Origin of the sequence: Boseongicola sp., from assembly GCA_014075275.1 — a bacterium.
Lineage (GTDB): Bacteria > Pseudomonadota > Alphaproteobacteria > Rhodobacterales > Rhodobacteraceae.
This window is the reverse complement of the sequence record CP046179.1, coordinates 794,068-818,957: the sequence shown is the minus strand read 5'-3', so window position 1 is coordinate 818,957 and position 24,890 is coordinate 794,068. Positions and strand designations below refer to the sequence as shown.

General features: G+C 54.9%; 25 protein-coding genes and 3 tRNA genes. 11 read left to right on the top strand and 17 right to left on the bottom strand.

Annotated elements, in window-relative coordinates:
• Positions 1 to 75 precede the first annotated feature (75 nt).
• On the bottom strand, positions 76 to 1,299 hold the full coding sequence (gene hemA, locus GKR98_04155) for a 5-aminolevulinate synthase (protein ID QMU57462.1): 1,224 nt from the start codon (positions 1,297 to 1,299) through the stop codon (positions 76 to 78).
• 85 nt (positions 1,300 to 1,384) lie between these two features.
• Complete coding sequence (locus tag GKR98_04150; protein ID QMU57461.1) at positions 1,385 to 1,972, bottom strand: hypothetical protein; 588 nt, start codon at positions 1,970 to 1,972, stop codon at positions 1,385 to 1,387.
• 113 nt (positions 1,973 to 2,085) lie between these two features.
• Here GKR98_04150 and GKR98_04145 point away from each other — a divergent pair, with 113 nt between their 5' ends.
• Positions 2,086 to 3,465: a M20/M25/M40 family metallo-hydrolase gene (locus tag GKR98_04145; GenBank protein ID QMU57460.1), complete on the top strand. Its 1,380-nt coding sequence runs from the start codon at positions 2,086 to 2,088 to the stop codon at positions 3,463 to 3,465.
• 12 nt (positions 3,466 to 3,477) lie between these two features.
• On the opposite strand, the gene GKR98_04140 is transcribed toward GKR98_04145, so the two are convergent.
• The 5 genes from GKR98_04140 to GKR98_04120 form a co-directional block, all read right to left on the bottom strand.
• Positions 3,478 to 3,554: transfer RNA gene (locus GKR98_04140), tRNA-Asp, on the bottom strand.
• Positions 3,555 to 3,655: 101 nt separating this feature from the next.
• Positions 3,656 to 3,732, bottom strand: a tRNA-Asp gene (locus GKR98_04135).
• Between the two features lie 58 nt (positions 3,733 to 3,790).
• Positions 3,791 to 4,180 (bottom strand): hypothetical protein, encoded by a 390-nt coding sequence (locus GKR98_04130; protein ID QMU57459.1) that lies wholly within the window; start codon positions 4,178 to 4,180, stop codon positions 3,791 to 3,793.
• A 256-nt stretch (positions 4,181 to 4,436) separates the two neighbouring features.
• Positions 4,437 to 5,788 (bottom strand): IS3 family transposase gene (locus tag GKR98_04125; protein QMU57458.1). Its coding sequence is split into 2 segments (ribosomal slippage): positions 4,437 to 5,452 and positions 5,452 to 5,788, totalling 1,353 coding nucleotides; the frame shifts between segments, so codons are not numbered across the junction.
• A 79-nt stretch (positions 5,789 to 5,867) separates the two neighbouring features.
• Complete coding sequence (locus tag GKR98_04120; GenBank protein QMU57457.1) at positions 5,868 to 6,401, bottom strand: LysR family transcriptional regulator; 534 nt, start codon at positions 6,399 to 6,401, stop codon at positions 5,868 to 5,870.
• An 85-nt stretch (positions 6,402 to 6,486) separates the two neighbouring features.
• On the opposite strand from GKR98_04120, the gene GKR98_04115 reads away from it, so the two are divergent.
• The gene (locus tag GKR98_04115; GenBank protein ID QMU57456.1) at positions 6,487 to 7,104 is read left to right on the top strand and encodes a methyltransferase domain-containing protein; all 618 of its coding nucleotides are present in this window, start codon (positions 6,487 to 6,489) and stop codon (positions 7,102 to 7,104) included.
• A gap of 141 nt (positions 7,105 to 7,245) precedes the next feature.
• Positions 7,246 to 9,465: a transporter gene (locus GKR98_04110; protein ID QMU57455.1), complete on the top strand. Its 2,220-nt coding sequence runs from the start codon at positions 7,246 to 7,248 to the stop codon at positions 9,463 to 9,465.
• Positions 9,466 to 9,471: 6 nt separating this feature from the next.
• On the opposite strand, the gene GKR98_04105 is transcribed toward GKR98_04110, so the two are convergent.
• The 3 genes from GKR98_04105 to GKR98_04095 form a co-directional block, all read right to left on the bottom strand.
• Positions 9,472 to 9,547 (bottom strand) — tRNA-Val (locus GKR98_04105).
• A 44-nt stretch (positions 9,548 to 9,591) separates the two neighbouring features.
• A complete protein-coding gene (locus GKR98_04100) occupies positions 9,592 to 10,194 on the bottom strand; it encodes a histidine phosphatase family protein (protein QMU57454.1) in 603 nt (200 codons plus the stop codon).
• 133 nt (positions 10,195 to 10,327) lie between these two features.
• The gene (locus GKR98_04095; GenBank protein QMU57453.1) at positions 10,328 to 12,739 is read right to left on the bottom strand and encodes an endopeptidase La; all 2,412 of its coding nucleotides are present in this window, start codon (positions 12,737 to 12,739) and stop codon (positions 10,328 to 10,330) included.
• A gap of 351 nt (positions 12,740 to 13,090) precedes the next feature.
• Here GKR98_04095 and GKR98_04090 point away from each other — a divergent pair, with 351 nt between their 5' ends.
• On the top strand, positions 13,091 to 13,600 hold the full coding sequence (locus GKR98_04090) for a hypothetical protein (GenBank protein QMU57452.1): 510 nt from the start codon (positions 13,091 to 13,093) through the stop codon (positions 13,598 to 13,600).
• 17 nt (positions 13,601 to 13,617) lie between these two features.
• On the top strand, positions 13,618 to 14,568 hold the full coding sequence (locus tag GKR98_04085) for a hypothetical protein (GenBank protein QMU57451.1): 951 nt from the start codon (positions 13,618 to 13,620) through the stop codon (positions 14,566 to 14,568).
• Here GKR98_04085 and tgt read toward each other — a convergent pair.
• Positions 14,565 to 15,695 carry a tRNA guanosine(34) transglycosylase Tgt gene (gene tgt, locus GKR98_04080; GenBank protein ID QMU57450.1) on the bottom strand — a complete coding sequence of 377 codons (1,131 nt, stop codon included), beginning with the start codon at positions 15,693 to 15,695 and terminating at the stop codon, positions 14,565 to 14,567. The two genes, GKR98_04085 and tgt, sit on opposite strands and share 4 nt — an antisense overlap.
• A gap of 173 nt (positions 15,696 to 15,868) precedes the next feature.
• On the opposite strand from tgt, the gene GKR98_04075 reads away from it, so the two are divergent.
• The 3 genes from GKR98_04075 (at position 15,869) to GKR98_04065 (ending at position 17,480) form a co-directional block, all read left to right on the top strand.
• The gene (locus tag GKR98_04075; GenBank protein ID QMU59962.1) at positions 15,869 to 16,228 is read left to right on the top strand and encodes an SUF system Fe-S cluster assembly protein; all 360 of its coding nucleotides are present in this window, start codon (positions 15,869 to 15,871) and stop codon (positions 16,226 to 16,228) included.
• Positions 16,229 to 16,291: 63 nt separating this feature from the next.
• Positions 16,292 to 16,681 (top strand): iron-sulfur cluster assembly accessory protein, encoded by a 390-nt coding sequence (locus GKR98_04070; protein QMU57449.1) that lies wholly within the window; start codon positions 16,292 to 16,294, stop codon positions 16,679 to 16,681.
• 52 nt (positions 16,682 to 16,733) lie between these two features.
• A complete protein-coding gene (locus GKR98_04065) occupies positions 16,734 to 17,480 on the top strand; it encodes a triose-phosphate isomerase (GenBank protein ID QMU57448.1) in 747 nt (248 codons plus the stop codon).
• A 111-nt stretch (positions 17,481 to 17,591) separates the two neighbouring features.
• On the opposite strand, the gene zapE is transcribed toward GKR98_04065, so the two are convergent.
• From zapE to GKR98_04035, 6 genes are all read right to left on the bottom strand, one after another.
• Complete coding sequence (gene zapE, locus GKR98_04060; GenBank protein QMU59961.1) at positions 17,592 to 18,671, bottom strand: cell division protein ZapE; 1,080 nt, start codon at positions 18,669 to 18,671, stop codon at positions 17,592 to 17,594.
• Between the two features lie 40 nt (positions 18,672 to 18,711).
• Positions 18,712 to 19,833, bottom strand: coding sequence for an NAD(P)-binding protein (locus tag GKR98_04055; GenBank protein ID QMU57447.1), 1,122 nt, complete (start codon positions 19,831 to 19,833; stop codon positions 18,712 to 18,714).
• Positions 19,834 to 19,895: 62 nt separating this feature from the next.
• Positions 19,896 to 21,062 carry an amidohydrolase gene (locus tag GKR98_04050; protein ID QMU57446.1) on the bottom strand — a complete coding sequence of 389 codons (1,167 nt, stop codon included), beginning with the start codon at positions 21,060 to 21,062 and terminating at the stop codon, positions 19,896 to 19,898.
• Between the two features lie 135 nt (positions 21,063 to 21,197).
• Entirely contained in the window at positions 21,198 to 21,797 is a 600-nt protein-coding gene (locus GKR98_04045; GenBank protein QMU57445.1) for a biotin transporter BioY, read from the bottom strand.
• Positions 21,798 to 21,894: 97 nt separating this feature from the next.
• The gene (locus GKR98_04040; protein QMU57444.1) at positions 21,895 to 22,323 is read right to left on the bottom strand and encodes a trigger factor; all 429 of its coding nucleotides are present in this window, start codon (positions 22,321 to 22,323) and stop codon (positions 21,895 to 21,897) included.
• Positions 22,320 to 22,631, bottom strand: a complete 312-nt coding sequence (locus GKR98_04035) for a hypothetical protein (protein ID QMU59960.1) — start codon at positions 22,629 to 22,631, stop codon at positions 22,320 to 22,322. Before GKR98_04035 ends, GKR98_04040 begins: the two co-directional genes overlap by 4 nt.
• Before the next feature lie 98 nt (positions 22,632 to 22,729).
• On the opposite strand from GKR98_04035, the gene GKR98_04030 reads away from it, so the two are divergent.
• The 3 genes from GKR98_04030 to GKR98_04020 all read left to right on the top strand — a co-directional run bounded on the left by GKR98_04030 (position 22,730) and on the right by GKR98_04020 (position 24,851).
• Entirely contained in the window at positions 22,730 to 24,037 is a 1,308-nt protein-coding gene (locus GKR98_04030) for an adenylosuccinate lyase (GenBank protein ID QMU57443.1), read from the top strand.
• Positions 24,038 to 24,109: 72 nt separating this feature from the next.
• Positions 24,110 to 24,280 (top strand): hypothetical protein, encoded by a 171-nt coding sequence (locus tag GKR98_04025; protein QMU57442.1) that lies wholly within the window; start codon positions 24,110 to 24,112, stop codon positions 24,278 to 24,280.
• A gap of 55 nt (positions 24,281 to 24,335) precedes the next feature.
• The gene (locus GKR98_04020) at positions 24,336 to 24,851 is read left to right on the top strand and encodes a hypothetical protein (protein ID QMU57441.1); all 516 of its coding nucleotides are present in this window, start codon (positions 24,336 to 24,338) and stop codon (positions 24,849 to 24,851) included.
• Positions 24,852 to 24,890: the final 39 nt, after the last annotated feature.

Below are 24,890 nucleotides of genomic sequence, written 5' to 3'. Positions count from 1 at the left end.
CCGGCAGAATCGGCAACAGGGTTAATCACTTATAGGTTAGCATACCCTTCCAAAAGGGTCACTTGGGGATAAGTTTTACGCTGAGAGTTCGGCGCGATTTAGCGCACAATGCGACCAAAGTTGGTCCATTGCATTAACAAGCGCATCCATTTCTTCTGGCCCATGAACCGGCGAAGGCGTGAACCGCAAGCGTTCTGTGCCACGTGGAACCGTCGGGAAATTGATCGGTTGCACGTAAATTCCGTGGTCTTCCAACAGCATGTCGCTCAGCTTTTTCGTGTGCACGGGATCACCCACAATAACTGGTACGATATGGGTGCCGTGATCGATGATAGGCAAGCCAAGCCCCTTCAAACGCAGCTTCAGAATCTTTGCCTGGGTTTGGTGCTGTTCGCGGCGATCTTGATCTTGCTTGAGGATCCGAATGCTGGCAGCGGCGCCTGCTGCCACCACGGGCGGTAAGGACGTTGTAAAGATGAACCCTGGCGCATAAGACCTTATTGCATCGCACATTTTCGCGCTGGCAGTGATATAGCCACCGTGGACACCGAACGCTTTGCCGAGCGTCCCATTGATGATGTCCAAGCGATGCATAACCCTGTCACGCTCCGCAACACCCGCGCCGCGCGGACCATACATGCCGACAGCGTGGACCTCGTCCAGATAAGTTAGCGCTCCAAATTCATCGGCCAGATCGCAGATCGCTTCAATAGGCCCAATATCGCCGTCCATCGAATAAATTGACTCAAACGCTATCAGTTTCGGCGCATCGCTATCATCCGACTCCAAGAGCTCTCGCAGGTGATCCAGATCATTGTGCCGGAAAATCCGCTTTTGTCCGCCATTGCGGCGAATGCCTTCAATCATGGACGCGTGGTTCAATGCGTCCGAATAGATGATCAAGCCAGGAAACAGCTTGGGCAATGTCGACAAAGTCGCGTCATTGGCGATGTAAGCCGAAGTGAACAACAACGCCGCTTCTTTGCCATGGAGATCGGCAAGCTCGGCTTCAAGTGCATTGTGATAAACGGTGGTCCCAGAAATATTGCGCGTGCCGCCCGAACCTGCGCCGGTCGCTTCTAATGCCTCGCGCATTGCTGTCAATACTTCAGGATGCTGACCCATTCCCAGATAATCGTTGCCACACCAAACAGTTACAGGGCGCTCGGACCCATCCGGATGCCGCCAGGTCGCATGGGGAAACTGCCCGCGCTTGCGTTCGATATCGATAAATGTGCGATAGCGGCCTTCGTCATGAAGCCGTTGCAACGCCCCGTCCAGCTTGTCGTCATAATTCACGGTTACCGAATCCTTCGTGTGGTCCTGATCTTTTAGATATCATGAACAGAAAACGGTATAGTACAAATTGCCGCGATGACATGGATCAATTTTCGACATCTACTTGGCAGTCCGAAGCGCTTTTCGATGCGATTCTGCACTCTGCAAGTGCTGCATCGGCACTGGCTCCTATACCCCAGGCACCGGTCGAACGAGAAACAGCCATGGCGCTGCCAGTTAACCAATCACGAATAGATTCTTGGAATGCCGCCGTCGCAGGTTGAGACAGTGTGAAGTCCCGGTTTGAAAATCCTTGCGGCAGAATACGAGCCGCGACGCGGCAAGACACAGAGCCAGACTTTTTTGCCTTGTTACAAGCGGCTCTCGCCGCCGCGTCTGCCGAGGCAATGTCGTGGTAATTAAATGCGCCCTGCATCGAGGCGCTGATCAAACCTTCGTCAGGACTGTACGCAAGCGATGAATAGTATTCGACCGAAGCTGCCAACTGAGTCTTTAGCACCGGCACCAAAGCGACCATCACGTCGCGCTCATCCTTACTCAGTGACGATGATAGCTGAATGGCCTGCCCGTCGTGCGGGAACAGTCGCGTCTGCGCCTCGCGCATCGAAATTCCCTCTCCCAAAGCCATCACTGGGACAATCCAAACTAGAAAAACCATTGTCAGAATACGCATTTGCGACACCCGTATTGTTTTGAGCAGGCTATCTTCCACAACAGCTTCTGACCAGACTGGACCTCACCAACAGGACTGCTACGGTCGCGCCAAATCACACAATGGAGCCGCTTATGAGCATCGACACAATACTGGCACGTATAGACGAGGATCTGCCTAAGTCGCTGGAGCATCTCATGGAACTTCTGCGCATCCCGTCTATTTCAACCGACCCTGCCTATGCCAATGATTGTCAGACTGCCGCAAATTGGCTCGTGTCCGATCTTGAGGCCCTGGGAGTTCAGGCGGAAGCCCGTGCCACACCTGGCCATCCCATGGTCGTGGGGCACGTCGGCGAAGGCAGCCCGCATCTTTTATTCTATGGTCACTACGATGTGCAGCCGGTCGATCCGTTGGAACTTTGGAACCACGACCCATTCGATCCTCAGCTGGAAGAAACTGCCACGGGCCAGGTGATCCGCGGTCGCGGTGCCTGTGACGACAAGGGCCAGTTGATGACCTTTGTCGAAGCATGTCGCGCATGGAAGGCGGTCAACGGTGAATGGCCCTGTAAGATCACTTTCTTGTTTGAGGGCGAAGAAGAATCCGGCTCGCCCTCTCTCGTGCCATTCCTGAAAGAAAACGCCGAGGAACTCTCGCAGCCTGACCTTGCCCTCATCTGCGATACCAGCTTATTCGACTTCGACACCCCAGCAATCACAACCATGCTGCGCGGTCTTCTCGGCGAAGAGATCACCATCACCGGCCCGGATTTCGATCTGCATTCTGGCGCCTACGGCGGTGCCGCAATGAACCCGATCCGAGTGCTCTCTAAGATCATTGCCGCCCTTCACGACGATACCGGCCGCGTCACCGTGCCCGGCTTTTACGATGGCGTCCCCGAACTGGCCGACGATGTCATGGCTCAGTGGAAAGCACTTGGTTTTGACGAGGAAGCCTTCCTAGGCGAAGTCGGTCTCGCGGACGCCGCTGGTGAACAGGGTCGCACGATGCTGGAACTGCTCTGGTCACGCCCCACCTGCGAAACCAACGGCATTACAGGTGGTTACACCGGCGACGGCTTCAAAACCGTGCTGCCTTCCAAAGCCTCCGCGAAGATCAGTTTCCGCCTTGTGGGCACCCAAGACCCCAAGAAAATCCGAGAGGATTTCCGCGCCATGGTTCGCGCCATGGTGTCCGCCGATTGCAAAGTTGAATTCGGTGATCACGGCTGTTCCCCGGCCTCTGTCATGTCCACCGACGACCCCGCCTTCGAAAAAGCCCGCAACGCCATGTCAGAAGAATGGCCCAAGCCAGCTGCTTTCATTGGATCAGGCGGTTCAATTCCAATCGCGGGGTACTTTAAAGAAATCCTTGGCGTCGATTCCATGTTGATTGGCTTTGGTCGCGATGATGACCTTATTCACAGCCCCAACGAGAAATACGACACCCGCAGCTTCCACAAAGGAACGCGCAGTTGGGCACGCATTCTCGACGCACTCACAAAGGGCTGAGAAAAAGGAAGATGGCGCGGTTGACGGGGCTCGAACCCGCGACCCCCGGCGTGACAGGCCGGTACTCTAACCAGCTGAGCTACAACCGCGCGATCCCCGTGATTTATGCGAGCTAACGCATTGCGTCAATCGACAAATCATCAGAAATCCGACGAACGATTCTTGGGCAATTTTTTTGGGAAGAAGTTAGTGGCGCGGTTGACGGGGCTCGAACCCGCGACCCCCGGCGTGACAGGCCGGTACTCTAACCAGCTGAGCTACAACCGCGCATCTAACGGCGCGCTTCTATGGCCAGTGTTCAGTCCAGTCAATACCAATTGAGCGACTAGTCTGGTATTTGAGTTCGCTTCATTGGACGATTGATGAAATCTGCCAGCAAATCAAATACGATACGAACTCGCCGGCTGGTTTTGAGTTCTTGCGGAGCCACCAACCACACAGGAAATTCAACTGCCAGTTCGTCTTTCAACACCTGTCGCACCTCTGGGAACAACGCGCCAAAACTCCAGCTATTCAGCCCCAGTCCGACGCCACGAGGAGTCATTTCCCAATGCACATAATGACTCTCCGAAAACGCGACGAGATTTTCTTTTTCTATAGGTGCACCCAGTCCCTGCAACGTTGCCAATAACTGATCGTCATCAAGAAATCCGATCAACGGAGCGCCTCGCAGATCCTTCAAAGTGTTGAATGGCCCGTATTTTTCGATAAACACTGGCGTTGCAAACAGACCACCTGTTTCGTTTTTTATTCTCCTGGCAATTGTCTGAAGTCAGCGCCTATGGGTCCAAATAGCGTTATTTGATAAGAGAGAGTTGTTGGCTCATCGTAACCACTGAGGAGTGGATGATGAGAAAGACAACCAAAAGCCCTGGCGAGCAGATCGTCAAAGACATCTGTCCGTCGTCAGGGTTTTGGGAACCAAGAGTTGCTTAAACAAGTAAAGAGTTTGGCTCGTCTGGTTGATGTTATTATGCGGCGCGCTGTCTGTGATGCAAGCGCCGCGCTTCGAGCGTCTTTCGTTTGATCCTTTCCCGTTGTCTTAGAATGGCTTTGTCACGCCCGAAGTAGACGTCGGCGGGTGTGACGTTGTTCAGGCTCTCGTGGTAGCGCTTGTGATTGTAGTGATCGACGAAGGCTTCGATCTGGGTTTCGAGGTCTCCCGGAAGGAAGTAGTTCTCCAATAGGATGCGGTTCTTCAGGGTTTGATGCCACCTCTCGATCTTGCCCTGTGTCTGGGGATGATATGGTGCGCCCCGAGAATGCTTCATGCCTTTGTCCTGCAGCCATTCAGCCAGATCGCCAGAGACGTAACTGGACCCGTTGCCGCTGAGGAGGCGGGGTTTGTGGATGACGTGAACCTGATCGCACCCTGATGCTTGTAGCGCCAAATCCAGGGTGTCCGTCACGTCCTCTGCCCGCATGTTCGTGCAGAGTTTCCACGAGATGATGTAGCGGCTGTAGTCGTCCAGGATTGTGCTGAGATAGAACCAGCCCCAGCCAAGCACTTTGAGATAGGTGAAGTCGGTTTGCCAAAGCTGGTTGATCGCAGTGGTCTTGTCTTTGAACTCGTTTGCCGCCTTGAGCACGATAAAGGCCGGGCTGGTGATCAGATCGTGGGCCTTCAGGGCCCGATAGACTGAAGATTCCGAGACGAAGTAGCGCTCCCGATCCGTGAACGTCACTGCCAGTTCGCGCGGCGACAGCTCCGTCTCCTGCAGCGCCAGCTTGACGACCTTGCGCCGGACTTCGTCGGGGATGCGGTTCCAGACATGTCTGGGCTTAGGCGCTTGATCCACAAGGCCAGCGTCGCCGCGCTGCCGATACCGATCATACCAACGGTAAAATGTGGTGCGGGGGATGCCCAGCTTTGCCAATGTTCGACGAGCAGACAAATGCGACCCCTCAACAAGCCGGATGATCTCCAACTTCTCAGATGCAGCATACCTCATTCTTGGTCGCCCCCACCGCCGGTCATGCTTTTTTTGAGAAGACGCAGTTCCAGTGTTTGCTCGGCAACGACCTCCTTCAGGTCTCGGGCTTCGCGGCGCAGGTCCTTGACTTCGTCGGTCGTAGCCGCACGCGCCGTATCTCCAGCAAGCCGCCGTTTGCCAGCTTCCATGAAGTCCTTGGACCATTTGTAGTAGATACCTTGAGATATTCCCTCACGACGGCACAACTCAGCAATGCTGTCTTCGCCACGCAAGCCATCCAGCACGATCCGGATCTTCTCTTCTGACGAATACTGTTTGCGCGTCGCGCGCTTGATCTCTTTGACGATCTTCTCGCCGGGGCTCCTGCGAGTTCCAGTTGTCTGTCTCATGTCCCACTCCTCAGTGGTTACGATGAGCCAACAAAACTCTCTTATCAAATTAACCTAATTGGACCCATAGGCGCTGACTTCAGACAAAGCAACTCTTGGTTCCCAAAACCCTGACGACGGACATTCTCCTGGCAATCAAGTCCGGGTCTGTTGGGTCGGCATTGCGCACCGCAATATCTGCCTCTCGTCGCCGCAAATCACTTAGTGAGTTTGTCGCGATTACTTCAAGAATAATGCCGGGGTGGGTGGTCCTAAGTTCGGCTACAAGATCGGGCATAAGCTGTGCCGCGAACATCTCTGTTGCCGTGATCTTCACAACCCCTTCAACGGACTGCGACTGACCCGTCGCTACCAATGAAAATCGGGTTGCCGCCTCGCCCATGGCTCGAACATGTTCGGCCATTTCCAGGGCCGCGGGCGTAGGAATTAGTTCGCGGCCTGCACGCTCAAACAAAGTAACATCCAGCCGGTCTTCAAGTGCAGCAACCTGGCGCCCCAATGTCGGTTGTGTCAGTCCCAGTGAACGCGCGGCCGCAGAAAGAGACCCCTCTTCCAGCGTCGCCAGAAACGCTCGGACCTGATTCCAGTCGAAATTTACGGCATCCCAGTTCATGCATTTTCGTATATCAAACCGACGAATTTCTGCAATTCTATTGGGCGTCGAAGTGTGGGATCAGACCACAACGAAAGGATACGCAATGACCGCCGCCAGTTTCTGGGACAAAACCGCACCCAAATACGCGCTCAGCCGCATCTCCGATCAAGCAGCCTATGACACGACAATGGAACGGGTTCGCGCGCATCTGAATAGCAACGACAACGTTCTTGAAGTCGGATGTGGCACGGGTTCAACTGCCCTCATTCAAGCCGGCGGCGTTCATAGCTATGTTGGAGCAGACATCTCACCCGGCATGCTGAAAATAGCCAATGAAAAGCTCGAGTCCACGCCAGTAGAAGGACTGTCCTTCAAAGTTTCTGACGTCTTCGCGTCCGAAATGGAACGTGAAACATTCGACGCAGTTCTTGGCTTTAATATCTATCATCTGGTCAAAGACCTGGATGTCGCATTTCTTAGGGCCCGAGACCTAATCCGACCTGGCGGATTGTTCATAACCAAGACCCCCTGCCTTGGCAAAAAGTGGTATTTGCGCCCCGTGGTCGCCGCGATGCAGTTGGTTGACAAAGCCCCATTCGTCGGTTTTTTGACTGTCGAGGACTACGACGCGGCTGTGAAGAAAGCCGGTTTCGAAATTATAGAAACAGGTCTTTACCCGCCGTCTGCTCCCAGCCGTTTCGTCGTTGCACGCAAGCGTTAAAGCGAAACCACCCAACAAACTGCACAGTTTGCAGTTCAAAATTCTCCTTTATTTGCCAAAGGAAAGCCCCAAGAACCGCCTTAAAGGAACCATATTTGAGTGGTTTTTCCGGATTGCGAAACAGTAATCCATTGGGTCTCTATGTCGGTCGCCACAGATTTCACCACCGGCAAGCCAACTCGGCTTGCTCCTGTTGTCTTCACACTGACGATTTTCCTCAGTGCGTCGTTACTGTTTTTTGTGCAGCCATTATTTGCCAAGATAGCTCTACCAGTCATCGGCGGCGCACCGGCTGTTTGGACGACAGCAATGCTATTCTTTCAAAGCGTTCTGATCGGCGGTTACCTCTACGCGCACCTGTCGACTAAGTTTCTAGCTATTCCCTTACAGGTAGGACTTCATATAGTGCTTTGGGCAATTGCTCTGGCTTTCTTGCCACCAGAGTTGCCGCAAGGCTGGACGCTTGATGGCGGGGGTGGCGTGGCCATTCAAACGCTAGGATTGTTTGCCTTGGGTATTGGCGTGCCTTTCGCCCTTTTATCTGCAAACGCCCCACTCATTCAGTCGTGGTATCGCCACAGTGGCGGCCCCTCGGCAGACGACCCCTACTTCCTGTATGGGGCGTCAAATCTGGGGTCACTGACTGCGCTATTGGCATTTCCACTTGCTGCCGAACCACTTCTTGGTGCCAGCGCAATTTCGATGTCTTTCGCAGGCGGCTTTGTTTTGTTGGGCGCTGGACTTCTAGGCAGCGGAGTTTTGGCCATCAAGGGCAAGGGCCTTCTGACAAAGGCCACTGATCTCAAAGAATTGGCTTCGCTGGACGCAAAGACAATCGCTTTATGGGCATCCCTAGCGTTTGTGCCTTCCTCGTTGATGCTGGCGGTCACCTCGAAAATCAGTACCGACATTGGCGCTTTGCCCCTGGTTTGGGTTCTGCCACTGGCAATGTTTCTGCTGACCTTTGTTCTGACATTCACCAACAACACAATTTTCCAGCTACGTTGGCTCAAGCGCGCCTCGCTGCTTTCCGTTACTGCCGCCACAGCTCTGTTTCTCGGTGTGCTAGGGCCGCATTTCAGCCTGGCGCACATGGCGATACTTCTGGCAGCGTTCTTCTTCATCACACTTTGGGCGCACCGTACGCTATACGAACTGCGACCAGCCGCCGAGCACCTCACGCTGTTCTATGTCATCATGTCTGTCGGCGGCGCATTGGGTGGACTGTTCAACTCAATCGTCGCCCCAGTTTTGTTTTCCGGACTCTACGAAGGGGTTCTCACATTAGCCGTAGCTTTGCTGCTGATGTTTCGGCGTAGCTTGGACTTTACGCCTAGCCCGCTACTCAAGGCTGCAGCGGTCGGATTGCTCGCCGGGGCCGCGCTTATATTCATACTTCAATCCCTTGGACCTGATGCCACGGCACCTCGAATATTCGCCTTGGCAGTTCCAGCAACGCTTTGCTTATGGCTCTTTAAGCCCAACCTTACGGCGGGCGGCGTCGCACTGGTGGCACTTTTATTGCCGCCAATGCTTATGGGTCCGGACGATCAATTATTTCGAGACCGAAGCTTTTTTGGCCTTCACCGGGTTCTGGATCAAGACGGCGCGCGTTATTATTCCAACGGCACCACGGTTCACGGTGCCCAACGACTGGACCAACTGACTGCTGACCAACCGACGCCATCCAGCTACTACCATCCCGCCGGACCGATGGGTCAGATTATGGCATCAGATCTGGGAACCCGCGCCACTTCCATCGGGATCGTCGGCCTCGGCGTTGGTTCATTGGCTTGTTACGGAAGGCCCGGACAAGACTGGCAATTCTATGAGATAGACAAGATGGTCGACCAGGTTGCCCGCAACCCTGCCCTATTCACGTTCATGTCTAAATGTGCAAAAAATGCGCCAACGCACATCGGCGATGCACGCGTGGTGCTGGAAGCTCAATTCAATGCCAGATTCGATGTTCTCGTTATTGACGCCTTCTCATCCAATTCGGTGCCCATGCATTTGACCACAAAAGAAGCGGTCGAAATCTACGCAAATCGGTTGTCCGACGATGGCATTGTCATCTTCCATATCTCCAACCGTTACTACGACCTCGCACCGCCACTGACCCGTATCGCCTCCAGTCTAGGCCTCAAAACGTGGTTACAGGTGCAGGGTGCAGGCGCTTCTGACGATCCCGGGTTCCGCCCAAGCGTCGTTTTGGCCATGACACGAGCGGACGCGGCTACGACCTATCTCCACGACGATCCCCGTTGGACCAGGCAATCCGCAGATCGGCAACCGCCGTGGAGTGACGACAAGGCCAATCCTCTGTCAGCACTCAAGCCGGAATTTTTGCCGTGGAACTAAAGGGAATGGTGGGTGATGAGAGGCTCGAACTCCCGACATCTTCGGTGTAAACGAAGCGCTCTACCAACTGAGCTAATCACCCGATCGCCGGTTCTTTAGCGCCAAATGCCACCCGGTTGCAAGCCTTCAAAGCTGACTTTGATAACCATTTCTGATAACGTGTATGACACCCTGTCCGCCGGGCATGTCTGCAGCCGCGTCCAAGCCCTGTCCTAAGGCCGCCGCCCGCAGGAATCGGGTGGTCACTCCGTGGCTGATAATGACGGTTGGACCGGTGATAATCTCAAGAACAGCAACAACACGTGCCCAAATTGAATCAAACGTCTCGCCTCCCGGAGCCGCAGCATAGAGCTCCAGCCAATTGGCGGTGTCATGGGTTGGGTTTGCCGCACGAAGATGATCGCGTTTTTGCCCAGTCCATTCGCCTACGTCGATCTCCGCGAGTCTGTCATCCACGGCCGCGACAGCATTTACTCCGGACAACGCTATTTCGGCCGTTTTCATCGCGCGAAGCTGCGGCGAACATATGAATGCGTGACTTTCTGCCGTTACTCCGGCCAAGCGCAGTAATTCGCCCTGATCGCCAGCCTGCTTTCGTCCAAGCGCGGTCAGCGGCGAATCCAATTGCCCCTGCCAACGTCCCTGCACGTTCCATTCGGTTTCTCCGTGACGCATTACCAGAAGCTCCGGCAACGCCAAACGCGTCTTTTCGCTTAACTGAACCTTCATGGAGTCGACCCTAATGGCGTGGAAGAACGCCGCTTGCCTACCGCGCGCCATACGATCCCACAACCTTTGAAACAAAGACGCAAAACGGCGCGCCCATTTGGAGCGCGCCGCTTTGCATATCGGTTCTAAAAGTTTAGTGCGCTATAGCGCCACTGTCCCGTGCAGCCTGTGCCTCGGCACGTTGAATAGCCGCCGCTTCTTCTGCGGCTTCGTCCCAATCGATAGCTTCAGGCTGGCGCACAAGAGCGTGTTTCAGGACCTCACTGACATGGGTGACAGGAATGATCTCCATGCCGTCCTTCACGTTATCGGGAATTTCGGTCAGATCCTTGGCATTCTCTTCGGGGATCAAAACAGTCTTGATCCCGCCCCGCAGCGCAGCCAACAGTTTTTCTTTCAAGCCGCCGATCGGCATCGCATTGCCGCGCAACGAAACCTCGCCCGTCATGGCAATGTCTTTGCGCACCGGAATTCGCGTCAGCACCGAAACAATAGAAGTCACCATCGCCAAACCAGCCGACGGCCCGTCTTTTGGCGTCGCCCCATCCGGCACATGTACATGAATATCCATCGTGTCGAACTTTGGTGGCTTCACACCTATGGTCGGTGAGATGGATCGAACATAACTCGACGCCGCGTCGATCGATTCCTTCATAACATCGCCCAATTTACCGGTGGTCTTCATCCGGCCCTTGCCAGGCAACCGAAGTGCTTCGATTTGCAGCAGATCACCACCGACACTCGTCCAGGCAAGCCCGGTTACAACGCCAATCTGATCTTCCTTCTCGGCAAGCCCATAGCGGAACTTTTTGACACCCAGAAATTCTTCAAGATTATCAGGTGTTATGACGACCTTCTCTTCCATCTTCCGAACGATCTTGGTCACAGATTTCCGCGCCAGCTTAGCGATCTCGCGCTCAAGGTTACGAACGCCAGCTTCCCGCGTATACGTGCGGATTATCTCGTTCAGTGCTTCATCTGTCAGTTCGAACTCCGAAGCCTTCAATCCGTGGTTCTTAACCTGCTTTGATGTCAGGTGCTGCTTCGCAATCTCGCGCTTTTCATCCTCGGTGTAACCGGCCAGAGGAATGATTTCCATCCGGTCCAAAAGCGGCCCCGGCATGTTGTACGAGTTTGCAGTGGTCAGGAACATCACGTTCGACAGATCGTATTCAACCTCTAGATAGTGGTCCACAAAGGTCGAGTTCTGCTCAGGGTCCAAAACCTCCAGCATCGCCGATGCCGGATCGCCCCGGAAATCCTGACCCATCTTGTCAATCTCATCGAGCAGGATCAGCGGATTGGTTGTCTTCGCCTTCTTCAACGCCTGAATGATCTTACCCGGCATGGAGCCGATATAAGTTCGACGGTGACCGCGAATTTCACTTTCATCTCGCACGCCCCCAAGGCTGATGCGGATAAACTCGCGCCCGGTTGCATTGGCAACGGACTTACCAAGCGAGGTTTTACCAACACCCGGAGGGCCAACCAGACACATGATCGGGCCCTTCAGTTTCTTGGACCGCTGCTGAACCGCCAGATACTCGACGATCCGCTCCTTGACCTTTTCCAGACCATAGTGATCGGCATCCAGGATCTTCTCGGCTTTGCCCAGGTCTTTCTTCACCCGGCTCTTCGTTCCCCAAGGGATCGACAGCATCCAGTCCAGGTAATTGCGCACAACCGTCGCTTCGGCCGACATCGGAGACATCGACTTCAGCTTTTTCAACTCGCCTTCCGCCTTTTCACGGGCTTCCTTCGAGAATTTGGTTTCCGCAATCTTTTCTTCCAGCTCGGCAACTTCGTTGGCGCCCTCGTCGCCATCACCAAGTTCCTTCTGAATGGCCTTCATCTGCTCATTCAGATAATACTCGCGCTGTGTCCGCTCCATTTGGGACTTCACGCAGGTTTTGATCTTCTTTTCAACCTGAAGAACTGACATCTCGCCCTGCATCAGGCCGTAAACCGTTTCCAGACGCTCAGCGACAACCAACGTCTCCAGCAGTTTCTGCTTCTGATCCACTTCGACGCCCAGATGCCCGGACACAAGGTCAGCCAGTTTCGCGGCTTCGCGCGACTCGGCAACTTGTCCCAGCGCTTCTTCGGGAATGTTTTTCTTTACTTTGGCGTAGCGTTCAAACTCTTCGGCAACCGAGCCAACCAAAGCAGCCACGGCTTCGCTATCACCCAATTCTTCATCCAGCGAATGCGCGTTCGCCTCGAAGAAACGGGCGTTTTCAACAAAATCGGTTATCTGCACCCGCGAGCGGCCCTCGACCAGCACCTTTACGGTGCCATCGGGCAGCTTCAGCAATTGCAGAACGTTGGCCAGAACTCCAACTCGGAAAATGCCATCCGCCGTCGGTTCATCTACAGCGGGATCAATTTGCGAAGACAACAATATTTGCTTGTCGTCTTTCATCACTTCTTCCAGCGCGTGCACAGACTTTTCGCGCCCTACAAATAGCGGCACAATCATGTGGGGAAATACCACAATGTCTCTCAGCGGCAGCACCGGAAAAGAGTTTGGGAAAGGTGCGTTCATCCTGTTTCCTTATTACTGGCAAGAGGGCCCGGCCCCGCAATGCGGCAACACTGTTCCCTCTCCTGTCTCGGCCTCTTTATTTGGGGACCTTTAACAGTCCTTCAAGCGTCTTTACAAAAAGCGTGACCAGTGTGAACCCCAGAACCTCTCGGGGCAAGGCGTCATTCAAGAATTCTGTGATTCAGTATTAACACCAGCGATTCAGGTGTTGCATGCACGCTATCGGCGAAACGACGCCGCTTTCCGTGGATAATTGTTCTTGTTGTGGAAATATTTACGAGATCGTCTAACTTTCACCTTAGTTCGACACTAGCGAGGGCCTTGGGGGGCGCTAGTCTGGGGAGACTACGCATGATTCCGGGCCTATGGCGCGCAATATATCTTGAACGACGCCGTTTGGCATTTGTGACCATTCTGGCATTTCTTGCGGGTTTCATTTTCTATGCAAGAAATGACGCAGTTATAAATGGCCTGCCAATCGCGCTGTATACTGGTCTGATTTATGCAGCCGTCATCGCTCCGGTAACCCTACTCGTTTGTATCTTTATGCCAACTTTTAGGTTCATGATCGATGCAGTGGCCGTTTCTCGATTTGCCGTTTCGATTTTTGTGTATCTGTTCCCAGAAGCCGGAGCCATCATTCTGGCATCACCTCTTTTGACGGCAGTTATCGTCGTTGGGTATGGTGTCCTGTTCAGCAAGATCATGCACGGCCAGGCTGTTCGCCAAAAGGCGCCTCGTCTGCGTGACCGTGTAGCGATGCACGCCAATGGAATTCGCGAACCTGCCCTCATTAACGCCGCTCCAGTCCAGCATCGGTTCGTGCGTTGGGTGGATGATACGCCGCCCGTGCGGGCCTAAGACGCAAACGCATCGCGATGACACTGCCTGGTCTGAAACCCTTCATCCGTCGGCGACAGCGGCGTATCATTGGCTACGCAGTTCTCGTTGCTTTCGTTGTCACCGCGATGATCCTGACGAACCTCGGCATCAATGCTTGGCAAGAGATACTTTTTGGGTTGGAAGGTATATTTCGCAGCGAAACCGGAGCAGATGTCTGGTTAAACATTCAGTACTTTTTCCTCGCCTATTTGATTCCTGTTTTCATCGTCGTTCTCATCGCTTTCCTGGCCGCAAGTGCAGTTGGCATACTGGCCGCAGCAATCGTAACTTGTCTGGTGCCAGCTCGATTCCTAGGTTTTATTGACTTTGTCCTCTATGTCATCTTCGCGTCGACCATTATCAACGCCTCCGGTTTCGGCGCGTATTTGTCCGACGAATTGCCCCGATATGGCGCCTTTTGCGCACAAATGTTGATTTTTGCCCTGCCCATGTCTCTGGTTTGGGACAGGTTGCCAGTCGGCTTCACTTACCGAGGAACAGCCAAACGTATTATTAATCTAGGCAAAGAACCTATACTGGCGCGCCTGATCCCCGATCACAGCACAGAAACCGAACTTGCAGACGCCGGATGGCTACAAGGGCAAGGTAAACTAAAAGGCGAGACTGATGCCTCGGTCGAGATGATCGAAACCGGGCAATATCGCGTTCATCAGGATAGCCCACTTCGCCACGGCCCCAAAAGAGACACCGATTTTGTGCTATCCGAGATCGAAGACGGCAAAGTCGAACTCGGCACTTCAATAACCATTAAGGGGCTGGGACCACTCGATTTCTGGGAGCTATGGTCAAGGCCATTCGCAGAAGACTACGCCGATCATCTTCAAGCCCGACTGCACGGAACCAAAGACTTGTCGATCCACGGCGTTCTCATGCGCAGATACCGTAAGAAACGCGCCAGGAAACAGTCCAAACTACAAGCTGCCTAAAGCGGCTCAACATCACCTTGCGCTCGGTCCGCGTGAAATTTGGCTTCCCAATCTTCGAGACGACACTCTGCGATTGCTTTCCGCATACCGGCCATCAGATCCTGATAATATTGCAGATTGTGCCAGGTCAGCAGCATACCCGAGATCATCTCGTTGGCGCGAAATACGTGGTGCAGATAGGCCCGACTATAGTTTGAACAGGCAGGGCAGCCGCAACTCTCATCCAAGGGACGAGGATCATCTGCATGCCGGGCATTCTTGATATTCACGACGCCGCGTCGTGTGAATATCTGACCTGTCCGGCCGGACCGTGACGGCAGCACACAATCCATCATATCGATCCCGCGCTTCACAGCCCCGACAATATCGTCTGGCTTGCCAACGCCCATCAGATACCGTGGCTTGTCGACAGGCAGCATGTCCGCCGCATAGTCCAGCACGCCGAACATCGCCTCTTGCCCCTCGCCCACGGCAAGCCCGCCCACGGCATAACCATCAAATCCAATGTCACGCAGGGCCTCGGCGCTCTCTGCCCGCAGCTCCTCAGTGACACCACCTTGCTGGATGCCAAAAAGTGCATGTCCTGGTCGATCACCAAACGCTTCTTTCGACCGCAGCGCCCACCGCATCGACAACCGCATACTGTCGGCCACACGCTTATCGTCGGCTGGCAAAGACGGGCATTCGTCAAAACACATCACAATGTCCGAGCCCAAAAGCCGCTGGATTTCCATCGATCTTTCGGGGGTCAACATATGTTTGGACCCATCGATATGACTGGAAAACTTAACACCGTCCTCGGTTAACTTTCGCAGGCTGGCCAGACTCATGACCTGAAACCCTCCGGAATCCGTCAGAATGGGCCGTTCCCAATTCATAAACCTGTGCAGACCACCCAGTCGATCAATGCGCTCCGCACCTGGTCGCAACATCAGATGATAGGTATTTCCCAGAAGAACATCGGCGCCGGTCTGTCGAACGCTTTCAGGCATCATCGCTTTAACGGTGGCCGCTGTCCCCACAGGCATGAAGGCTGGCGTGCGGATGTCGCCACGAGGCGTGCTTATGACCCCAAATCGGGCCCGGCCATCAGTGGCATTCAACTGAAACTGAAATCTGTCGCTCATGGTATTGCCTATCGGAATTCTCGCCCGCGTTTACGCACAAACCTTCATGCCGAAAAGATCTTTCCTTGCAACAATGTCGAAGCACATCTGCGGAAATGTCGCGACCCTGCGTCTTTACCCGGTATACGCCATTCCCTATATAAAGACTCAAGAATGGGATAATGGACACGACCATGACAACAACCGAACATCTGGAAGGCACGCCGCTAATACGGCCCTCCACAACCGAACATCCTCTGCATGAAGCTATTGTGGAAGCCTGCCGGTCTGTCTATGATCCTGAAATTCCTGTGAATATCTTCGACCTTGGCCTGATCTATACAATCGACATCGCCGACGAAGGCGCGGTCAACGTGATCATGACCCTAACCGCGCCCGGATGCCCCGTTGCCGGCGAAATGCCGGGCTGGGTGGCCGAAGCAATCGAGCCTCTGCCGGGCGTGCAAAAAGTCGACGTCGAACTGACGTGGGAACCACCCTGGGGCATGGAAATGATGTCTGATGAAGCACGGCTGGAACTTGGGTTCATGTGATCCCCTTGGATAGGACTGAAATAGGACCTATCTTTCAACACGCGAAGTAACCGAGACAAAAACATGTTTGGCATACCCGGAAAACAAGCCGTCTCCATGACGCCAGCCGCGATCAAACAAATCGCGAAACTGATGAACCGTGACGGTCATCAGGGCCTGCGTATTGGCGTCAAGAAGGGCGGCTGCGCGGGTATGGAATATACTATGGATTATGCCTCGGATATCGATCCGATGGATGAAGTCGTCGAGCAAGACGGTGCGCGTGTGATGATCGCCCCAATAGCCCAGATGTTCTTGTTCGGGACCGAGATCGACTATGAAGTCGCTTTACTTGAATCCGGTTTCAAATTTCGCAATCCGAATGTCGAAGACGCTTGCGGATGCGGGGAATCGATCAAGTTCAAAGATATCGATGATCTGACAGCCGAACGCGAAAGTGTCGCGAAGGCTTGACCTTAACCATTTGATGGCCGATGTCGAACCGACCATTCAGGGAGGCTTATCGATGCGTCGGAAACTTGCAGCTGGCAATTGGAAAATGAACGGAACCGGCGCCAGCCTGTCCGAGATAGAGGCCCTAATGGCCTCGCACCCGGCCCCAAATTGCGACGTCCTGATCTGCCCGCCGACAACGCTGCTTGACCGTTTGGCCAGTGCTGCAAAAGGCAGTGCCATCGCTGCGGGCGGTCAGGACTGCCACGCCAATGCGACCGGCGCACACACTGGTGATGTTTCAGCCGAAATGATTGCCGAGGCAGGCGGAACCTATGTCATTACCGGTCATTCTGAGCGCCGCGCTGATCACCGCGAAACTGACGATATCATCCGCGCGAAATCCGAGGCCGCCTGGCGCGCAGGATTGACCGCCGTAATTTGCATCGGCGAGACACTGGAAGAACGCGAAGCCGGCCAGACCCTTGATATCGTGGGCGGCCAGTTGCAAGGCTCGCTTCCCAATGGCGCGACCGCAGCCAACACGGTTGTTGCCTACGAGCCTGTCTGGGCGATTGGCACCGGCAAAGTGCCGACGCTGGAAGAGATCGGCGCGGTCCACGATGACATCCGCCGCCGCCTGATGGCGCGCTTTGGATCAGAAGGCGAAGGCATGCGCATACTTTATGGCGGGTCCGTGAAGCCGTCCAACGCGACTGAAATTTTTGCCGTTTCCAACGTTGATGGGGCTCTGGTCGGAGGCGCATCGCTCAAAGCTGCCGATTTCGGTGGGATCATCACGGCCCTAGGTTCAGCCTAAAGGTTTCGCCGCCTGACGGCGTCGACGTGTGCGCCAACTGATGTTGGCGCGACTTGGGGCGCTGCCCCCGCGCTTTCGCGCTCCCCGGAGTATTTCCGCCAAAAAGAAAGATTATCTGTCTGAGGCCCAATCCGCAGACTGCATTTCTCGCAGACGGCTGGCGGTGCGTTCAAACTCAAAACTGCCTTCGCCTTCGATGTAAAGATGTTCCGGCACATCGGCGGCGGTGGCAATCAAGCGAACCTTTGCTTCGTAGAGAGCGTCAACAAGGGTCACGAAACGGCGCGCCTGATTATAGTTTTCTGACCCCAATCTCGGAATGTCTTCCAGAATTAGAACTTTCACTGCTTCGGCAAGGGCCAGATAATCTGCCGGTCCCAATGGTTGTCCGCAAAGATCGTGAAATTGCACCCGGGCGACCCCGTTAGCATACGTCGGCACCGAGACTTTACGGCCATTGACGGACAAGACCAACTCCTGCGACTGTCCCCCGCTCAAATCTTTCCACATCGCATCGACCGATGCCCGTGACCCTGAATTAACAGGATAAAAATAGACCTGCTCACCTTCCAGCCGGTCCTGACGATAGTCCTTTGGAGATATCAGTTGCAACACGTTCATGCGCTCTTTGATAGTATCTATGAACGGCAGAAAAAGTGCCCTGTTTAGGCCGTCTTTGTATAGATCGTCCGGCACACGGTTTGACGTCGTTACGACTGTCACACCGCGCTCAAACATACGTTCAAAAAGGCGGCCAACGATCATGGCATCGGCGATATCGGTGATTTGCATTTCATCAAGACACAAAAGCCTCACACCGTCGGCCATATCGTCCGCGACCGGTTTGATCGCGTCATCCACACCGGTTTGGCGCGCAACATGCAGAGCCGCCTGAACCTCTTGCATGAAAGCATGGAAATGTATCCGACGGCTGCGTTTTATCTTTGCTGCGTCATAGAACAAATCCATCATCATGGATTTCCCGCGACCGACTCCGCCCCAAAGATATAGCCCCTTGATCGGTTCGGCCTTCTTCGCAAAAACCCATCCAAGACTGCTGCCCTTTTCCGGCACAGCAGCCACTGTGACCGCGATGCGGTCCAGCTCAGGCAGCAGCGCTTCTTGCGCGGGATCAGTAGTAAGCTCTGACCCGGCAATCTTCGCTCGATACGCCTGTGTAATCGGTTTCATACCAATGACATCAAACATGGACCGAGATGAAAGAAAAGCCCTAGTGCTTGGCGGTTACGTCATGCCGATAAAGCCAGTCAAATTTCTTCAATGGTTGTGCTGGGGCAATCCGTCCAACCATTCTCAGAATACCATGGGCGGACTTTCGGATCAGGGGGTGTCGCAAGTGATAATTACGTGCGTTCTTGGTTGCCGCTTCGATGATCTGCGCAGCCCGAGCTTGGCGAAGCGACTGATAGTTGGTGAGCGCATCTGGCAATTCTGCACCCGACAATGCTTCGCTCAACACAAAAGCATCTTCCAACGCCAGATTTGCCCCCTGCGCCAAAAATGGCAGGGTCGGATGCGCTGCGTCGCCCACCAAAACTTGCGCGCCCGCATGCCAGCGATCCGCAACTCGATGTCGGAACAATCCCCAAAGAAAACAGCTTTCAATGTCATGCAACCATGCTTGAACTCTTGGAGAAAATCCCGTGAACGCTGCCCGCAAGTTGGCCGGATGATCTTCGTGGCTCCAGCCTTCCTCCGCCCAGGCACTACGTTCTTCAACGGCAACGATATTGCGCAAGTTTCCCGCCAAAGGATAGGATACCAAATGCCGACCCGGCCCCATATGCACTTCGACAACAGGAGCCCCGGTTCCCGGAATTACAGTCCGCCAGGCGACCTGTCCTGTGAAGAATGGCTTTGAGGCTTCGTCGACTTTTGCACGCAACCGCGAGTGCAACCCGTCGGCACCGATCAAAAGATCATCGCCGGGCATCGCCGAACCATCCAGGGGCGGCTCAACCGTTACACCGGTCTCAAGAGCCGCCCGTAGACTTGTGGCGCGCGCGGCCAGAAGTTCGATCAGGCGCGCACGGTGCACAAAACGCCAATCCAGGTCAGGCGCATGTCGCGCCAAGTCCAATGTCAGAACCGGCTTGCCGGTTGGTCCATCGATAAGGCGAACAGCAGTTGCACGAACCGAAACATCATCTAGATCCTGATCAACTTCCAACGCGCGCAAAACAGCCATGCCGTTCGGGCTGATCTGAATACCGGCACCAACTTCGGAAATCTCACTTGCCTGCTCGCAGACGCGCACCTGATGCCCCTTTCGGCGCAGGGCAATCGCCGCCGCCAAACCGCCAATGCCCGCGCCTGCAATTGTGATCTTCATAACGGTCCTCGCACCAAAACCTTTGGCTCATACAACAATTGGCGGGCAACCCGCCGTACCAGTTACGACGTCATCGGCAGTCTGCTTTCGGCCATTTCTACCCACCAGGAACATCCAGCCGGAATCGTCTGATCATTAAAATCATAGTCGGGGCTGTGAACGCTTGCGGTGTCGCCATTGCCAACCAGAATATAGGCACCCGGACAGGCGTTCAGCATGAAAGAAAAGTCCTCGCCGCCCATTGTAATATCGGCAACCGCACAATCGCCCGACACCTTGCGTGCCGCCGCCTGAGCATGTTCGGTCTCAATGTCGTGGTTTATCATCACCGGATAGTTGCGCAGATAATCAATCTCGGCATTCACTCCGAACGCCGTCGCCGTATGGGTAACAATCTCTTTCAATCGCTGCTCGGCCATGTCCTGCACGGCACCGTCCAGCGTTCGCACGGTTCCTTTGATATGAACACGTTCTGGAATGACGTTGAACGCTTTCGACGATGTTTCAATCGACGTGATCGAAACGACAACATTATCCTGAGGATTCGCATTACGGCTGGCAATGGTCTGCAATGCCAAAACGATCTGGCTGGCCACAATGATAGGATCCACAGTTTCATGTGGCTTGGCGGCATGACCACCCTGCCCGGTCAACGTTATGGTAACAATATCCGTCGCCGCAAAAAACGCACCCGGACGGATGGAAAAGGCACCAACTGGCGTGCCTGGCCAATTGTGCATGCCATAGACTTCACTGATCCCAAAACGATCAATAAGCCCTTCATCAACCATCTCGCGACCTCCGCCGCCGCCCTCTTCAGCGGGCTGAAAAATCACCGCAACTGTGCCGTCAAAATTTCGCGTCTCAGACAGATATTTTGCGGCACCCAACAGCATTGCCGTGTGCCCGTCATGTCCGCAGGCGTGCATGGCTCCTGGGGTTTCGCTGGCGTATTCCACTCCGGTCTCTTCGTGGATTGGAAGGGCATCCATGTCGGCGCGCAGCCCGACAACTTTGCCTGAGTCGGAGGTCCGCCCCTTGATCAACCCGACGACGCCAGTGCGCCCAATGCCGGTCACAACTTCATCGCACCCAAATGCCTTCAGCTTTTCGGCAACAACACCAGCAGTCCGATGAACTTCAAAAAGTATCTCCGGATGGCGATGCAGATCGTGCCGCCACTCGGTGATTTCGGAATGCAATTCGGCAAATCGATTGCGAATGGCCATGGGCAGCTGCCTCCATTTTTCAGGTATCGCACAAACTTCTTTTGCTCGGAGATACTCTGGAGGGGCCTGCGCAGCAAGCCGGGGCAAAGCCCCGGGGAAAATGCGCCGCACATATGCGCGGCGCACTATTGGAGATCAGCTGCGGGCGTTGCCCACAAACTTCCAGACAGCAGGCACAAGAAGCGCAGCCAGTGCCAATTTCAGCACGTCACCCGCGATGAACGGTGTCAGACCCCATTCAAGGATCGGCTTGTCCCAACCGTAAAGCTGACCCAGCCACAACAGGCCTGGAACATAGATGATTACATTGCCGATCAGCAGCGCCAGCGCCATCCAACCCATCGTCCGGTCCCAACCGCGCGTCGCCAGATACCCTAGCGCCATTGCCGCCAAAGCATAGCCCACCAGATAACCACCGGTGCCGCCCATCATATAGACCAGACCGTTATTTTCGGCATCAGAACCGGCAAATACGTTAAACCCAAGCGCGCCAACGGCCAGATAGGCCAGAATGGTGCCAAGACCCAAACGCGGGCCGTAGGCCGCACCAATGGTCAGCACAGCAAACGTGCCCATGGTCATTGGAACCGGCCACACCGGAATGCGGATCTTCGCGGCAATGGCCAGAACTGCAACGCCAAGAATTACCAATGCAATCTGCTTGATGCGCAATTGCGAACCCGACTGCGGGCCAAAAATATCGCTTAAAACCGGTCGTGCGCTAAGTGCAGACATGGGGCTTTCCCTCGTTTTATGTAACGTTGTTGGTCGTTTCGCCGCGCTTATCCCACGTCAGCCGATTTTCGGCAAGCGATGGCAGCGCTTACATTCCTTACAGATTGTCGCGCCTGAATGTGCTGATCATCCGATAGGCCTTGCGTGGCCCCTCTACGTCCCAAGTTGACGTCCATTCAGGATACGCGCTGAAATCATAAGACACTTCGTACCGGTCTGGCGGACACAGACAGGTTGTTCCGGGCGTCGGCGTGCCAAGCGGAATCGAGTGGAATGGTCGCATATCTTCGAACGCCACTTCGACGCTGTTGCCCGCACTCGCCCATACATAGCGCCGCGTCGCCTTCATTGACGTCCCTCCACGTGCTGGCGTCAAAACCCCATCTTCATCCTGAACCATCCGCGGCCCCGACCGTTTGAAGCTGGATTGCCCCGAAAACACATCCTCGCGCCCATCCTGATGGCGGATGACTCGTTCCAACACCCAACGCCCCTCTAGTGCGGCCAATGACGGCAACCCGCTCATTCCGTGCCCCGATAGGTCGCGACATAAGTATCCCCGTGCTCACCACGAAATCGCACGCCCGATCCATCAGCACTTACGTCTAACTCATAACAGTCCCAACCCTGCGACGGCGGCCACTGGCTGCAATACCGGTCGCCGCGCACTTCCCAGTTTCCCCAGGAATTCTCGCCCGCGTTGTAAAGCGTCCTCCCAGAGACGCGAAAATCCTGCCAAGCATCGTCGTAATCTACCACGCGCCCTTCCAAAGCGGCACGAATCCCGTCCCCGTCCTGCACCACCCAATCCTCGGCAAAAGCTGGCGAACCCATCAATATCAAGACTGCGAAAATCTGGCGCACGCGGCACTCCTTGTCCCTCACCGCCTGCCAGTCTAAACGCTGGGCGCGTGGAAGCGAAAGGCCCGAAAATGATCCCCAGATACGCCCGCCCGGAAATGACCGCTATTTGGTCGCCCGAAACGAAATTCCGCATTTGGTATGAAATCGAGGCCCACGCCTGCGACGCCATGGCTGATCTGGGCGTGATCCCCCGCGAAAACGCCGATGCCGTCTGGAAAGCCAAAGATGTCGAATTCGACGTCGCCCGCATTGACGAGATTGAAGCCGTCACGAAACACGACGTCATCGCCTTTCTGACCCATCTGGCCGAGATCATCGGCAACGACGAGGCCCGTTTCGTCCATCAAGGCATGACGTCGTCAGACGTTCTCGACACCACACTGAACGTCCAGATGGTCCGCGCCGCTGATATCCTTCTGGCCGATATGGACAAGCTGCTCGACGCTCTGAAACGCCGCGCGCACGAACATAAAACGGACGTCCGCATTGGCCGCAGCCACGGCATCCACGCCGAACCCGTCACCATGGGCCTCACTTTCGCGCGCTTTTACGCCGAGATGGACCGCAATAAGAACCGTCTGCAAAAAGCACGGTTTGAAATTGCCACTGGCGCAATTTCCGGTGCTGTTGGCACCTTCGCCAACATCGACCCGGCAGTAGAAGAATACGTCTGCGAAAAACTCGGCCTGCGCCCCGAGCCAATTTCTACCCAAGTCATCCCCCGCGACCGCCACGCAATGTTCTTTGCAACCTTGGGCGTCATTGCCAGCTCGATCGAAAACGTCGCCACTGAAATCCGCCATATGCAGCGCACCGAGGTGTTGGAGGCCGAGGAGTTCTTCTCGAAGGGCCAAAAAGGCTCCTCCGCCATGCCGCACAAGCGCAACCCGGTCCTGACCGAGAACCTGACCGGCCTCGCCCGCCTCGTCCGCATGACCGTGGTGCCCGCAATGGAAAACGTCACGCTTTGGCACGAACGCGATATTTCGCACTCTTCCGTTGAACGTGGCATCGGCCCCGATGCCACCGTCACCCTTGATTTCGCGCTGAACCGCCTGACCGGCGTCATCGAGAAACTCGTCGTCTATCCTGACAACATGATGAACAATCTCAATAAGTTCCGGGGCCTAGTTCATTCGCAACGTGTTCTCCTCGCCCTGACCCAAAAGGGCGTCAGCCGCGAAGACAGCTATCGTCTGGTGCAGCGCAATGCGATGAAGGTCTGGGAAGAAGGCGCCGACTTCATGACAGAACTTAAGGGCGACCCGGACGTTACCGCCGCAATGTCCGTAGCTGAAATCGAAGAAAAATTTGACCTCGGCTATCACACCAAACACGTCGACACCATTTTCAAGCGCGTGTTTGGCGAAGCCTGACACTCCGCAACGTGATTTTGACCTAAGGCCAACTCGTGCTACCTTCTGAATACGAGCAAGAAGGAGAGACCGATGAAGACCAAGTTGCTTCTGGCCACTCTGGCCCTGGCAATGTCGCCAACCCTCGCCATGGCGATGGGCTGCGGCTTTGGCCACGCAAAGGACGAACAGATTGTGATGTCCTGCGCCGTTGGGTCTGTTTATGACGCCGAGGCGCATCGCTGCGTCCCGACAACCGGCTAACACCATTCCCTCGTTAATAGTTTTGGGCGGTTCCCTAAGGGCCGCCCTTTTTCCTTTGGCGGCGTCCTTTTTCCTGACAACCGCCGCGCATGCCGTCGGGACCGAACAAGGCTCTGATGAGCCGCCCAAGCCCACCGAAACTACTCAGGACTGCGCCCATGGCACAATATGGGACGACAAGATTGAAGCCTGCGTGGCCCCCGAAGATTCGACCAACGATCAAGCCAGCCTCTATCTGAACGCGCGCGAACTTGCATGGGCGGGCCGTCTTGATGATGCTTCCCGCGTGCTGAACGTCATGCAGCCTTCCCATAAGGTTCTGACATATCAAGGCTTTGTGGTCCGCGCCGAAGCCAATTGGTCAAAAGCTGAAAGCCTTTACCAAGCCGCCCTCACCGCCAATCCAAACAACCTTCTGGCGCGTTCCTATTACGGTCAGGGCCTCGCTGAAAATGGCGATATTTCAGGTGCCCAAAACCAACTTAGCGAAATCCGCCAACGCGGTGGCCGCATCAGTTGGCCCGAAACCGCCCTGCGCCTGACGATTGAAACCAATTCAACCGCATATTAATTGCCCACAGTAGCCAAGTCTTAACCTCCCGCACGCTAT